This is a genomic window from Burkholderia sp. GW821-FHT14F03 (genome assembly GCF_058803765.1).
Genome location: NZ_JBXAPG010000024.1, coordinates 65,264 through 79,410, shown reverse-complemented (window position 1 = coordinate 79,410; position 14,147 = coordinate 65,264). Strand labels below are relative to the sequence as shown.

The window sequence follows — 14,147 nt, the reverse complement described above, 5'->3', positions numbered from 1 at the left end:
CTCGGCCTGTCCGCATAGGACGCCCCGGCCTTCCAACACGGCTCAGCACGTCAATCGCACCGTCAGGCCATGCGTCCTGGCGTGCGCAAAAGTCCGATTCTTGAGGTCGCGCGGCGAAAAGGTGAGCGTTCGTCGTTCCAGGGGTGAACTTCACGAACCGCAGATCGCGTCACGCCGGACGCCATCCGACGAACGGAACCCGTTTGTACCGTCCAGGCACACTCCGCCCCGACGGAGCCATGCGTAAACAAAAAAGACCCGAAGGTCCAAGCCAAATCGCTGATTCAGCTCGAACATCCGGGTCTATGCCGACGCCAGGCGACGACGGTCCGTTTTAGAACGGAATATCGTCGTCCATCTCGTCGAACCCACCGCCCGCCGGCGCGCTCGGCCGGCTCGCGCCGCCGCCACCACCGCTGCGAGCCGGCGCAGCCGCGCGGCCGCCACCGCCACCGCCACCGCCACCGCCACCGCCACCGCCGCCGCCGCGCTCCATATCACGCCCGCCGCCGTAGCCGCCGTCATCACCGCCACCGCCGCCCGCACCGCGGCCGCCCAGCATCTGCATCTGGTCGGCGACGATTTCCGTCGAGTACCGGTCCTGGCCATCCTGGCCTTGCCATTTGCGGGTGCGGATGCGCCCTTCGATGTACACCGACGAGCCCTTCTTCAGGTACTCGTTGACGATTTCAGCGAGACGGCCGAAGAACGCCACGCGGTGCCATTCGGTCGCTTCCTTGAATTCGCCGCTCGCCTTGTCCTTGTAGCGATCGGTCGTCGCGAGGCGGATGTTCGCCACCGCGTCGCCGCTCGGCAGGTAACGCACTTCCGGGTCGGCGCCGAGATTGCCGACGAGAATGACCTTGTTGACGGATGCCATCTGTTTCTCCAGTTGATTCGATATTTCAGCAGCGCTGGCAAGACCGCGCGGCGCCTCGTCGGCCCGGCCGACGCGGACGCGCGGCTCGGTCGGTTCAGGCCTTGCGCGGCGGCTGCTTCATGCTGGCGGCGATTATAAGCCACACCGCCACCAGGGCCGAGCATGCAAAAAACACCGCGTCCGGCCCGTTGTGCTTGAGCAGCCAGCCGCCGACCACGCCGCCCAGTGCCAGCCCGATCGACTGCGTCGTGTTGTACACGCCTGTCGCCGCGCCCTTGCGCGAACCCGGCGCAAGCTTCGACACGAGCGACGGCTGCGACGCCTCCAGGATGTTGAAGCCCAGGAAGTAGACGAACAGGATCGCCGCCACAATCAGAATCGTATGCGTCGACAGCCCCAACAACAATTGGCCGATCAGGATAGCCGCGATGCCGCCGAGCAGCACCGGCTTCATCTTGCCCCGTTTTTCCGCGACGATGATCGCGGGCACCATCATCACGAACGCCAGCCCCATCACCGGCAGATAGACCTGCCAGTGCGACGCGACGGGCAGCCCGCCGTCCACCAGCAGGCGCGGCACCACGAGGAACAGCGCGGTCTGCGTCGCATGCAGCACGAGCACGCCGAAGTTCAGCCGCAGCAGTTCGACGTTGTGCAGCACCTCGGCGAACGGCGCGCGCACGTGCACCGGCTTCGGCGCGTCCGGCACCACCCACAGCACGACGCCGATCGCGAGCACCGACAGCGCGCCGACGATCGTGAACAGGCCGTTCATCCCGACCCAGTGGAACACGATCGGCGCGCCGACGATCGCCACCGCGAACGACATCCCGATGCTGCCGCCCACCATCGCCATGGCCTTGGTGCGGTTCTGCTCGGAGGTCAGGTCCGCGATGAACGCGAGCACCGCCGACGATACGGCCCCCATTCCCTGAATGACGCGACCGACGATGATCCAGGTGATGTCGTGCGCGAACGCGGCCACGAAGCTGCCGAGCGCGAAGATCAGCAGGCCGATCGCGATCACCGGCTTGCGGCCGAACTTGTCGGAGGCCCAGCCGTAGAAGATGTAGAGCATCGACTGCGTGACGCCGTAGGCGCCGAGCGCGAGGCCGACGAGCAGCACGTTGTCGCCGCCGGGGATGGTTTTCGCGTAGACCGAAAACACCGGCATGATCATGAACAGGCCCAGCATGCGCAGCGCGAAGATCGCCGCGAGCGACGCTGTCGCGCGCAGCTCCGGCGCGCTCATGCGGGTCGAGGTAAGAGACGGATTGGACATCGGGAGTGAATTTCGAATGTGCGGTACCCGCGCCCGAGGCCGGGCGGCGGGAAATCCAGGCCGGCTGCGGACCGTCGCCACCCGCGCCGCGCCGTCCGACGGACGCATGCCGATGCGGTCCGGGCGTCGCCCGCGCAGCCCTGCTGACACTTGCTGCAAAGGCTTGGGGCCTGAAACGACGGTCTCGAAAAGCCGTTATAGTAGCAGGTTTGGTCTCCTCCTCTTTCGCCAGGTTCATGGAACAAATCCGTATCCGTGGGGCCCGTACCCACAACCTGAAGAACGTCAATCTCGATCTGCCGCGCCACAAGCTGATCGTGATCACGGGCTTGTCAGGCTCGGGCAAATCGTCGCTTGCGTTCGACACGCTGTACGCGGAAGGTCAGCGGCGCTACGTCGAAAGCCTGTCGGCTTACGCCCGGCAGTTCCTCCAGTTGATGGAAAAGCCGGATGTCGACCTGATCGAGGGTTTGTCTCCCGCGATCTCGATCGAGCAGAAGGCGACGTCGCACAATCCGCGTTCGACCGTCGGCACCGTCACGGAAATCCACGACTACCTGCGACTTTTGTACGCACGGGTCGGCACGCCATACTGCCCGGACCATGAGATCCCGCTGGAGGCGCAGAGCGTCTCGCAGATGGTCGATGCGGTGCTCGCGCTGCCCGAGGAGACCAAGCTGATGATCCTCGCGCCCGTGGTGGCGAACCGCAAGGGCGAGCACGCGGAGCTGTTCGAGGAGATGCAGGCGCAGGGCTTCGTGCGGTTTCGCGTGCGCTCGGGCGGCGGCACGGCCAACGAGGGCGTCGCGAAGATCTACGAGGTCGAATCGCTGCCGAAGCTCAAGAAGAACGACAAGCACACGATCGACGTCGTCGTCGACCGGCTGAAGGTGCGCGCGGACATGAAGCAGCGCCTCGCGGAATCGTTCGAGACCGCGCTGCGCCTGGCCGACGGCCGCGCGATCGCGCTCGAGATGGATACCGACCAGGAGCATCTGTTCAGCTCGAAGTTCGCGTGCCCGATCTGCTCGTATTCGCTGCAGGAGCTGGAGCCGCGCCTGTTCTCGTTCAACAACCCGATGGGCGCGTGCCCGGAATGCGACGGCCTCGGCCAGATCACGTTCTTCGATCCGAAGCGGGTCGTCGCGCATCCGTCGCTGTCGCTCGCGGCCGGCGCGGTCAAGGGCTGGGACAAGCGCAACCAGTTCTACTTCCAGATGCTGCAAAGCCTCGCGGCGTTCTACGACTTCGACATCGACACCGCGTTCGAGGACCTGCCGGAGAAGGTGAAGAAAATCCTGCTGTTCGGTTCGGGCAAGCAGACGATCCCGTTCTCGTACATCAACGAGCGCGGCCGCACGACGATCCGCGAGCACGTGTTCGAGGGGATCATCCCGAATCTCGAGCGGCGCTACCGCGAGACCGATTCGGTCGCGGTGCGTGAGGAACTCGCGAAATACCAGAACAACCAGCCGTGCCCGTCGTGCGACGGCACGCGCCTGCGCCGCGAGGCGCGCTTCGTGCGGATCGGCGCGGGCGACTACGCGCGCGCGATCTACGAGGTCAGCAGCTGGCCGCTGCGCGACGCGCTCGGCTACTTCGACGGGCTCACGCTCGAAGGCGCGAAGCGCGAGATCGCCGACAAGGTGATCAAGGAGATCGTCGCGCGCCTGACCTTCCTCAACAACGTCGGCCTCGACTACCTGTCGCTCGAGCGCAGCGCGGAAACGCTGTCGGGCGGCGAAGCCCAGCGGATCCGCCTCGCGTCACAGATCGGCTCGGGCCTGACGGGCGTGATGTACGTGCTCGACGAGCCGTCGATCGGCCTGCACCAGCGCGACAACGACCGGCTGATCGGCACCCTCAAGCACCTGCGCGACCTGGGCAACTCGGTGATCGTCGTCGAGCACGACGAGGACATGATCCGCACCGCCGACTACGTGGTCGACATGGGCCCCGGCGCCGGCGAGCACGGCGGCGCGGTGATCGCGGAAGGCACGCCGAAGCAGGTGCAGGCGAGCACGGCGTCGCTGACGGGCCAGTACCTGTCCGGCAAGCGCACGATCGAATACCCGGACGAGCGCATCGAGCCGGATCCGGAGCGCATGCTGCGGATCGAGGACGCGCACGGCAACAACCTCAAGCACGTCACGCTGGAGCTGCCGGTCGGCCTGCTCTCCTGCATCACCGGCGTGTCCGGCTCGGGCAAGTCGACGCTGATCAACGACACGCTGTACCACGCGGTCGCGCGCCACCTGTACGGCTCGTCGGCCGAGCCGGCGCCGTACGAGTCGATCGAGGGCCTCGAGCACTTCGACAAGGTGATCAACGTCGACCAGTCGCCGATCGGCCGCACCCCGCGCTCGAACCCGGCCACCTACACGGGCCTGTTCACGCCGATCCGCGAGCTGTTCTCGGGCGTGCCGACCGCGAAGGAACGCGGCTACGATCCGGGCCGCTTCTCGTTCAACGTCAAGGGCGGCCGCTGCGAATCGTGCCAGGGCGACGGCGTGCTGAAGGTCGAGATGCACTTCCTGCCGGACGTCTACGTGCCGTGCGACGTGTGCCACGGCAAGCGCTACAACCGCGAGACGCTGGAAGTGCACTACAAGGGCAAGAACGTCAGCGAGGTGCTCGACATGACGGTCGAGCACGCGTACGAGTTCTTCGGCGCGGTGCCGGTGATCGCGCGCAAGCTCAAGACGCTGCTCGACGTCGGCCTCGGCTACATCCGCCTCGGCCAGTCGGCGACCACGCTGTCGGGCGGCGAGGCGCAGCGCGTGAAGCTGTCGCTCGAACTGTCGAAGCGCGACACCGGCCGCACGCTGTACATCCTCGACGAACCGACGACCGGCCTGCACTTCCACGACATCGCGCTGCTGCTCGAGGTGATCCACCGGCTGCGCGACCAGGGCAACACGGTCGTGATCATCGAGCACAACCTCGACGTGATCAAGACGGCCGACTGGGTGGTCGACCTCGGGCCGGAAGGCGGCGCGGGCGGCGGCCAGATCATCGCCCAGGGCACGCCCGAGCAGGTCGCGAAAACCAAGGCGAGCTTCACCGGCAGGTACCTCGCGCCGCTCCTCAAGCGCCGCAAGTGACCGCGGCGCGCCGCCCGGCGCGCGCCGCGCCGCATCGCCCGTCCCACGGCGCGATGCGGCGCCAATTACATTCCTGAAAACGCGATCATTTCGCCCGGCTTTCGTTGCTATACTCGCGGCGATCGGGGTCGATGTCCGCTTGCCGCCACAAGCGCGCCGGATCGCCCCGCCGAATACAGGAACCGTCATGGAGAAGCAATCCGAACCGCCGCGCGATACGCAGGCCCGAGAGCCGCATCTGCGCAGCGTCCGGCTGACCAGTGATTTCAGCCTGCCGAGGTTGTCGGCGCTCGAGATCGGCAGCTACCTCCTCGCGCTCGCCGGCCTGTGGCTCGTCCTGCACCTGCGCCTGCTCGGCGCGCTGCTCGCGGGCCTGCTCGTCTACCAGCTCGTGCACATGATCGCGCCCGCGATCGAACGCCACACGTCGAGCCAGCGCGCGCGCTGGGTCGCGGTCGTGCTGCTGTCGACCGTCATCGTGGGCGGCCTCGCGGGCCTGACGATCGCGATCATCGAGCACTTCGAACATACCGTCCCGAACCTGCAGAGCCTGCTCGGCCAGCTGATGCAGATCGTCGACCAGGCGCGCACCCGCACCCCGTCGTGGATCGCCAACGTGCTGCCGGTCGACGCCGAGCAGATGAAGGTCAAGGCGGCCGGCCTCATGACCAAGCACATGGACCAGCTCCAGCAGGGCGGAAAAAACGTCGCGCGGGTGTTCGGCCACGTGCTGTTCGGCATGATCATCGGCGCGATGATCGCGATCGGCGTCGATCGCCACAAGGTGCGCCAGCCGCTGTCGACCGCGCTCGTCACGCGCGTATCGCGCTTCGCCGACGCGTTCCGGCGGATCGTGTTCGCGCAGATCAAGATCTCGGCGATCAACGCGTTCTTCACGGGCATCTACCTGCTGGTCGCGCTGCCGATCTTCCACCAGCGGCTGCCGCTGTCGAAGACGCTCGTGCTCGTCACCTTCATCGTCGGCCTGCTGCCCGTGATCGGCAACCTGATCTCGAACACGCTGATCGTCGCGGTCTCGCTGTCGGTCAGCATGGGCACCGCGATCGCGTCGCTCGTGTTCCTCGTGGTGATCCACAAGCTCGAATACTTCCTGAACGCGAAGATCATCGGCGGGCAGATCGAATCGCGCGCATGGGAGCTGCTGCTCGCGATGCTCGTGATGGAGGCCGCGTTCGGCATCCCCGGCGTGATCGCCGCGCCGATCTTCTACGCGTACGTGAAGCGCGAACTCAGCTACCTGCGGCTGATCTGAGCGGAAGCGCCCGGGCGGCCCCGGGCGCGGCGGCGCGCCATCTTCCCTGAAACCCTCCCCGGGCGCGCGGCCCGAGGCCGCGCCGCGAGCCGGCCGGCCTGTTGGGCATGGCGGCGACGCGAACACGCCCGCCGCCATGCCGTGTCCGCTTAGCGGAACACCACCGTCTTGGTGCCGTTCAGCACGATCCGGTGTTCGACATGCCACTTCACCGCACGCGCGAGCGTCACGCACTCGACGTCGCGGCCGATCGCCGTCAGCTGGTCCGGCGTCATGCTGTGATCGACGCGCTCCACTTCCTGCTCGATGATCGGACCTTCGTCGAGATCGGTCGTCACGTAGTGCGCGGTCGCGCCGATCAGCTTCACGCCGCGATCGAACGCCTGGTAATACGGCTTCGCGCCCTTGAAGCTCGGCAGGAACGAGTGGTGGATGTTGATCGCGCGGCCGGCCAGTTGCTCGCACATCTGCGGCGACAGGATCTGCATGTAGCGCGCGAGCACCACGAGGTCGGCCTCGTGCTCGCCGATCACCTCCAGCACGCGCGCTTCCTGCGCGGCCTTCGCCGCCGCCGACGCGCCCGCCGCCAGCGGGAAGTGATGGAACGGGATGTCGTAGCTCGCGGCGAGCTGGTAGAAATCCTTGTGGTTCGACACGATCGCCGAAATCTCGATCGGCAGCTGACCCGTGCGATAGCGGAACAGCAGGTCGTTCAGGCAGTGGCCGATCTTCGACACGAGGAGCACGACGCGCGGCTTGAACGCCGCGTCGTGCATTTCCCAGCGCATGCCGAACCGCGCGGCGAGCGGCGTGAATTCGGTGCGCAGCGAATCGAGCGCGGCGGCCGCATCGGCGCCGTCGTGCTCGAAATGCACGCGCATGAAGAATTCGCCGGTGCTGCTGTCGCCGAACTGCGCGGAATCGAGAATGTTGCTGGCGCGCTCGAACAGGAAGCCCGAGACCGCGTGCACGATGCCGTGCCGGTCCGGGCACGACAGTTTGAGGATAAAGCTGTGATCGGTCGACATGACCGCTACTCCCTTCTTGTCTGGTTCAATTCGAATCGCCGGTCGCGCGTCACGCATCCGGCGGCGGCGCGAACAGCGCGTCGAGGCCCGGCGCCGCGTCGGGCGCGAGCCAGCGGTGCCGCAGCAGGCTGTCGAGCATCGCGAGGCTCGCGTCGATCGTCACCTCGCCCGCCCGCAGCCAGGCGATCAGCTGCGCAGGCCCCGCGAGCACGTGCTCCGCGACTTCGCCGTCCTGGTTGTGGGGCACGAAATCCTGCGGAAGCGGCACATCGTAGATGAAGATCTGCTCCGCCTGCGTGCCCTCCGGCAGCGAGCACAGGACATGCGCGGTGCGGCCGGCGATCGCGCGCGCCGCGAGTTCGGCCGGCATGCCGGCTTCCTCCCAGCACTCCTTGAGGAGCGTGTCCTCGACGCCGAGACCCCAGCCGATGCCGCCCGCGACCACGTTGTCGAGCATGCCCGGATCGGTCGCCTTGGTCGCGCTGCGGCGCCCGATCCACATCCGCGGCGGCGTGGCCGGCGCATATTCTACGACGCCGTTCAGATGCACCGCGTAGGTCATCGTGCCGAAAAAGCGCGACGCGGCCCGTTCGATGTGGGCGAGCGGCGGATCGTCGAAGCGGTTGCGGATCGCATAGATCTCGTCGCGCCAGCCCGGGATCAGGCCTTCCGCCGCGAGCGCGCCGATCGGGCTCGCGAGCGCCATGCTGCGCGCATCGACGCTGTCGAAGCGCGCCGCGAGCCGCACCTCGCCCGCCTCGAACTCGAACACGTCGGGCCAGCGTGCGAGCCGCGCGACGTCGCGCGCGCGGATCCAGCCGACCCGCCGGCCGTCGATCATGAACGGCGCATGCGCGGCCGCGTCGAAACGCCGCGCGGCGGCAATGCACGGAAACGTCATCGCCATCCCCGTCAGTCCTTGAGCGCGACGCGCAGGCCGAGCGCGATGAAGGTCGCGCCCGCGAGCCGGTCGAGCCACACGCCGACGCGCGGCCGGCGCTTGAGCCACGCGCCGATCATGCCTGCGCACACGCCGAACAGCGAGAACACCACCGCGGTCTGCGCCATGAACAGCGCGCCGAGTTCCAGCATCTGCACGGCGACGGGCTGCGCGCCGCGCGGATCGACGAACTGCGGCAGGAACACGACGAAGAACAGCGTGACCTTCGGGTTCAGCAGGTTGCCGATCACGCTCTGGCGGAAGATCGTCGCGAGCGGCTGCGGCGCGCGCGCGTGCGCGTTCGCGAGGCCCTGGCTGCGCAGCGCCTTGATGCCGATCCAGACCAGGTAGGCGGCGCCCGCGAGCTTCAGCGCATGGAACGCGACGGGCGACGAGCGCAGCAGCGCGGCCACGCCGAACGCGGCGAGCGTCGTATGGAACAGGATGCCGGCGGCAAACCCGAGCGCGGCGACGAAGCCGGCCGCGCGGCCCTGCGAGATGCCGCGCGCGAGCACTTGCAGGTTGTCGGGCCCCGGCGCCAGCGTGATCGCCATCGAGGTGGCGAGAAATAGCAGGAAGTTCGGCATCGCGGACTCGCTTGAGTGAGGGAATGAGGCGCGGCGTCGGCCGCTCAGTGGCCCGAGAACGCGGTCACGGTGTACAGCGGCAGGCCCGCGCCGCGCAGCAGCGCGGAACCGCCGAGATCCGGCAGGTCGATGATCGCCGCGCCCTCGACGACCACCGCGCCGAGCCGCTCGAGCAGCTTCTTGCCCGCCATCATGGTGCCGCCCGTCGCGATCAGGTCGTCGACGATGATCACGCGGTCGCCGGGCTTGCACGCGTCCTCGTGGATTTCCACGGTCGCGCTCCCGTATTCGAGATCGTAGGACTCGGCGCGCGTCTTGTACGGCAGCTTGCCGACCTTGCGGATCGGCACGAAGCCGATGTTCAGCTCGTACGCGACGATCGGCGCGATGATGAAGCCGCGCGCATCGAGCCCGGCGACGTAGTCGAGCTTCGCGTCGACGTAGCGCTCCACGAACAGGTCGACCAGCACCCGCAGCGCCTTCGGGCTCTGCAGCAGCGGCGTGATGTCGCGGAACTGCACGCCCGGCTGCGGCCAGTCCGGCACGGTGCGGATCTGGCTGTGGAGGAACGCGACGGGGTCGAGCGACGCATCCGACGACGGGTGATTCATGGACTTCTCCGAAAAAAACGGCGCGCAATGACTTGCGCACCGCCTGTCAATATTGGTGTGAGGATTGCGGCCAGGAGCGCCCCTGGCCGGCCGCCCCTAGCCGGGCGCCCCTAGCCGGGCGCCCCTCTCTGGCCATGGGCCCGGACCGCGCCGCGGCTCAGGCCGCGGCCGGGCTCTCGCGCCGGTGCAGCGACAGCCGCTCCTCGGCCAGCGCGAGCGCTTCCGGCAAGCCGCGCAGCACGACGATGTCGCTCGCGCGCAGCTTGGTGTCCGGGTCCGGCTCGACGCCGCGGATCCCGTGGCGGCGGATCGCCGTCACCTCGAGGCCGAGCGCGTAGAGCCCCAGCTCCTCGAGCGAGCGGCCGACCGCGTCCGCGCGCGCGTCGACCGGCACCGATTGTAGCCGCACCTGCTCGTGATCGTCGTCCTCCGCGTCGTCCGCGCCGTGGAAGTAGCCGCGCAGCAGGCTGTAGCGCGCGTCGCGCATTTCCTCCACGCGGCGCACCACGCGCCGCATCGGCACGCCCATCAGCACCAGCGTGTGCGACGCGAGCATCAGGCTGCCCTCGACGATCTCCGGGATCACCTCGGTCGCGCCCGCGGCGAGCAGGCGTTCGAGATCGGCGTCGTCGACCGTGCGCACGATCACGGGCAGGGTCGGTTCGAGTTCGTGCACGTTGTGCAGCACGCGCAGCGCGGACGGCGTGTTCGCATAGGTGATCGCGACCGCCGCGGCCCGGTGGATCCCGGCCGCGAGCAGCGACTCGCGGCGCGCCGCATCGCCGAACACCACGGATTCGCCGGCCGCCCCGGCCGCCGTGATGCGGTCGGGGTCGAGGTCGAGCGCGACATAGGGGATCCCTTCCTGCTCCAGCATGCGCGCGAGATTCTGGCCGGCCCGGCCGTAGCCGCAGATGATCACGTGGCCCTGCTGCTTGAGGCTCTGGGTCGCGATCCGCGTCATCTGCAGCGACTGCTGCATCCACTCGGTCGACGACAGCCGCATCACGATGCGGTCGGCGTTCTGGATCAGGAACGGCGCGGCCATCATCGACAGCAGCATCGAGGCGAGGATCGCCTGCAGCAGCATGGTATCGACGAGGTGGCGGTCGAGGATCAGGTTCAGCAGCACGAAGCCGAATTCGCCCGCCTGCGCGAGGCCGAGCCCGGTGCGCATCGCGACGCCGGGCGGCGCGCCGAACAGGCGCGCGAGCCCGGTGATCGTGACGCCCTTGAGCAGCACCTGGCCGACGAAGAAGCCGGCGACGATGAACGGATGCTGCCAGATCACGCTCGGGTCGAGCAGCATGCCGGTGGTGACGAAGAACAGGCCGAGCAGCACGTCCCGGAACGGCTTGATGTCCTCTTCCACCTGGTGCCGGTACGGCGTCTCGGCGATCAGCATGCCGGCGATGAACGCGCCGAGCGCGAGTGACAGCCCGAAGCGGTCGGTGATGAACGCGGCGCCGAGCGTGACGAGCAGCAGGTTCAGCACGAACAGCTCCTGCGAGCGGCGCCGCGCGACCACGTTGAGCCAGCGCGTCATGAAGCGCTGGCCGACGATCAGCAGCAGCGCGAGCGCGATCACGATCTTGATCGACGCGAGCCCGAGCGACATCGCGAGATCCTTCGACGACTCGCCGCCGAACGCCGCGATCACGATCAGGAGCGGCACCACCGCGAGATCCTGGAACAGCAGCACGCCGAAGATGTTGCGGCCGTGCTCCGTCTCGATTTCGAGACGCTCGGCCAGCATCTTCGACACGATCGCGGTCGACGACATCGCGAGCGCGCCGCCGAGCGCGACGCTGCCCTGCCAGGTGATGTGCACCCAGCGTTCGAACAACGCGCCGAGCAGCAGCGCGACGGCAATCGTGACGAGCACCTGCAGCAGGCCGAGCCCGAACACGAGCCGTCGCATCGCGCGCAGCTTCGCGAGCGAGAACTCGAGCCCGATCGAGAACATCAGGAAGACGACGCCGAACTCGGCGAGGTGCTCGGCGCGCTCGAGATCGGCGGCAAAGCCGAGCGCATGCGGGCCGACCACGATGCCGACGGTCAGATAGCCGAGCATCGGCGGCAGGTTCAGCGAACGGAACACGACCACCCCCACCACCGAAGCCAGCAGCAGCAGGAGCGTCATTTCGAGCGGGGAAATCACAGGCAAAGCGTCCTCGTTCGTCAGCGGCGCCGCACAACGGACGCCGGAATGGGCCGGAAGAAACAACGGCATGATGGCCGCGAGCGGCCCGGCGCGGCGAACAAACGCCTTTGCTATACTCCGCGCATGATAGCGAAAATCAATGATGACCGGGCGCTCGCGCTCGCCCGCGACGTGCTCGACATCGAGGCGGACGCCGTGCGTGCACTGCGCGACCAGCTCGACGGCAGCTTCATCGGCGCGATGGGCCTGCTGCTCGAATGCCGGGGCCGCGTGGTGGTGTCCGGCATCGGCAAATCGGGCCACATTGCACGCAAGATCGCCGCGACGCTGGCCAGCACCGGTACGCCCGCCTTCTTCGTCCACCCCGCCGAAGCCAGCCACGGCGACCTCGGGATGGTCACCGAGCACGATGTCTTCATCGCCCTTTCGAACTCCGGCGAGTCGGATGAGCTCGTCGCGATCGTGCCGCTCATCAAGCGGCTCGGCGCGAAGCTGATCGCGATCACGGGCCGCCCGGCCTCGAGCCTCGGCCAACTGGCCGACTTCCACCTGAACGCGGCGGTCGCGAAGGAAGCGTGCCCGCTGAATCTCGCGCCGACGGCGAGCACCACTGCGGCGCTCGCGCTCGGCGACGCGCTCGCGGTGGCCGTGCTCGACGCGCGCGGCTTCGGCTCCGAGGATTTCGCGCGCTCGCACCCGGGCGGCGCGCTCGGCCGCCGGCTGCTGACCTACGTGCGCGACGTGATGCGCACGGGCGCCGAGGTGCCGACCGTGGCCATCGACGCGACGCTGTCCGACGCGCTGTTCCAGATCACCGCGAAGCGCATGGGCATGACGGCCGTGGTCGGGCCGGACAACCGGGTCGCCGGCATCTTCACCGACGGCGACCTGCGCCGCGTGCTCGAACGCGACGGCGATTTCCGCCGCCTGCCGATCAGCGAGGTGATGACGCGCGGTCCGCGCACGATCGGCCCCGATCACCTGGCCGTCGAGGCGGTGGAGCTGATGGAGCGCCACCGGATCAACCAGATGCTCGTGGTCGACGCCGCCGGCGTGCTGATCGGCGCGCTGAACATGCACGACCTGTTTTCGAAGAAGGTAATCTGATGGGCGCCACTCCCGCCACGGCAGCCGAGCGCGCGAGCCGCGTGAAGCTGATGATTTTCGATGTCGACGGCGTGCTGACCGACGGCGGCCTGCATTTCACCGCGACGGGCGACACGATGAAGTCGTTCAATTCGCTCGACGGCCACGGCGTGAAGCTGCTCGGCGAGGCCGGCATCGCGACCGCGATCATCACCGGCCGCCGTTCCGAGATCGTCGCCGCGCGCGCGCGCGAGATGCGCATCGGGCACCTGTACCAGGGCGTCGAGGACAAGCGCGCGGCGCTCGCCGAGCTGCTCGCCGCGACGGGCATGACGCCCGACGCATGCGGCTACATGGGCGACGACTGGCCCGATCTGGCCGTGATGCTGCGCTGCGGCTTCGCGACCGCGCCCGCCAACGCACACCCCGAGGTGATCGCGCGCGCGCACTGGGTCGCGGAAGCGCGCGGCGGCCACGGCGCCGTGCGCGAGGTCTGCGACGCCATTCTGCGCGCGCAGCACCGCTACGACGCGCTGCTCGCCGCCGCCTGCGGAGCCTGACGGATGAATCCCCGATTTCGCCTGACCTCGCTGATTCCGCTGGTCGCGATGGCCGCGCTCGCGGGCATCACCTACTGGCTGCTGCAGGCCACGCTGCCGCCGCCCGGCGACGGCGAGGCGCGGCCGAAGAGCCATACGCCCGACTACTTCGCCGATCATTTCTCGGTGACCGAGCTGGACCAGACCGGCACCACGCAATACCGCCTGACGGCGGCCGGGCTCGTCCACTACGAGGACGACGAGTCGAGCGACCTGACGCTGCCGGCGCTGCGCGCGTTCCAGCCGGGCAAGCCGGTCGTGACGACCACCTCGAAGCGCGGCGTGGTCAACGGCGACGTGTCGATCGTCGACCTGTACGACGCCGCCCGCATCGTGCGGGCGGCGGGCGGCGGCGATCCGCCGATGCAGGCCGATTCCGAACATTTCCGGGTGCTCGTCAACGACGATGTGATCGAGACCAAAAAGCCGGTTAAACTTCAGCGCGGCCTGTCGGTCGCCACCGCCACCGATGGCATGAAGTACAACAACGTCACCCGGGTCATCGATCTTTACGGCAACGTGCGCGGCATGATCGCCGCCGCTGACACGTCCGGCGGCTCCCATGGCCAACCCAAGTAAACCTCCACGCGTGA

Annotated in this window: 12 protein-coding genes; 5 read left to right on the top strand and 7 right to left on the bottom strand. The window is 68.1% G+C overall.

All coding sequences use genetic code 11. From position 1 onward, the window contains the following. Window positions 1–334: 334 nt before the first annotated feature. Window positions 335–880 (bottom strand): single-stranded DNA-binding protein, encoded by a 546-nt coding sequence (locus AC1RQF_RS17955; protein WP_492872625.1) that lies wholly within the window; start codon window positions 878–880, stop codon window positions 335–337. 94 nt (window positions 881–974) lie between these two features. Then, window positions 975–2,162, bottom strand: coding sequence for an MFS transporter (locus tag AC1RQF_RS17950; protein ID WP_273999168.1), 1,188 nt, complete (start codon window positions 2,160–2,162; stop codon window positions 975–977). 236 nt (window positions 2,163–2,398) lie between these two features. Here AC1RQF_RS17950 and uvrA point away from each other — a divergent pair, with 236 nt between their 5' ends. Both uvrA and AC1RQF_RS17940 read left to right on the top strand, forming a co-directional pair. Beyond that, the gene (uvrA, locus tag AC1RQF_RS17945) at window positions 2,399–5,266 is read left to right on the top strand and encodes an excinuclease ABC subunit UvrA (RefSeq protein ID WP_273999169.1); all 2,868 of its coding nucleotides are present in this window, start codon (window positions 2,399–2,401) and stop codon (window positions 5,264–5,266) included. Window positions 5,267–5,453: 187 nt separating this feature from the next. Further along, the gene (locus AC1RQF_RS17940; RefSeq protein ID WP_273999171.1) at window positions 5,454–6,539 is read left to right on the top strand and encodes an AI-2E family transporter; all 1,086 of its coding nucleotides are present in this window, start codon (window positions 5,454–5,456) and stop codon (window positions 6,537–6,539) included. 149 nt (window positions 6,540–6,688) lie between these two features. Here the strand turns inward: AC1RQF_RS17940 and purU are convergent, their stop codons facing one another. The 5 genes from purU to AC1RQF_RS17915 form a co-directional block, all read right to left on the bottom strand. Further along, on the bottom strand, window positions 6,689–7,567 hold the full coding sequence (purU, locus tag AC1RQF_RS17935; protein ID WP_273999173.1) for a formyltetrahydrofolate deformylase: 879 nt from the start codon (window positions 7,565–7,567) through the stop codon (window positions 6,689–6,691). Window positions 7,568–7,616: 49 nt separating this feature from the next. Beyond that, window positions 7,617–8,468: an NUDIX hydrolase gene (locus AC1RQF_RS17930; protein ID WP_274004377.1), complete on the bottom strand. Its 852-nt coding sequence runs from the start codon at window positions 8,466–8,468 to the stop codon at window positions 7,617–7,619. An 11-nt stretch (window positions 8,469–8,479) separates the two neighbouring features. After that, a complete protein-coding gene (locus AC1RQF_RS17925) occupies window positions 8,480–9,094 on the bottom strand; it encodes a LysE family translocator (protein ID WP_273999175.1) in 615 nt (204 codons plus the stop codon). Between the two features lie 44 nt (window positions 9,095–9,138). Beyond that, a complete protein-coding gene (locus tag AC1RQF_RS17920; protein WP_273999176.1) occupies window positions 9,139–9,705 on the bottom strand; it encodes an adenine phosphoribosyltransferase in 567 nt (188 codons plus the stop codon). A gap of 157 nt (window positions 9,706–9,862) precedes the next feature. Then, window positions 9,863–11,866 carry a monovalent cation:proton antiporter family protein gene (locus AC1RQF_RS17915; protein WP_274004378.1) on the bottom strand — a complete coding sequence of 668 codons (2,004 nt, stop codon included), beginning with the start codon at window positions 11,864–11,866 and terminating at the stop codon, window positions 9,863–9,865. A gap of 126 nt (window positions 11,867–11,992) precedes the next feature. Here AC1RQF_RS17915 and kdsD point away from each other — a divergent pair, with 126 nt between their 5' ends. The 3 genes from kdsD to lptC are packed head-to-tail and all read left to right on the top strand — an operon-like array spanning window position 11,993 to window position 14,133. Then, window positions 11,993–12,976: an arabinose 5-phosphate isomerase KdsD gene (gene kdsD, locus AC1RQF_RS17910; protein WP_273999178.1), complete on the top strand. Its 984-nt coding sequence runs from the start codon at window positions 11,993–11,995 to the stop codon at window positions 12,974–12,976. Beyond that, complete coding sequence (locus AC1RQF_RS17905) at window positions 12,976–13,515, top strand: KdsC family phosphatase (protein ID WP_273999180.1); 540 nt, start codon at window positions 12,976–12,978, stop codon at window positions 13,513–13,515. Before kdsD ends, AC1RQF_RS17905 begins: the two co-directional genes overlap by 1 nt. 3 nt (window positions 13,516–13,518) lie before the next feature. Beyond that, window positions 13,519–14,133 (top strand): LPS export ABC transporter periplasmic protein LptC, encoded by a 615-nt coding sequence (lptC, locus tag AC1RQF_RS17900; protein ID WP_492872624.1) that lies wholly within the window; start codon window positions 13,519–13,521, stop codon window positions 14,131–14,133. Window positions 14,134–14,147 lie beyond the last annotated feature (14 nt).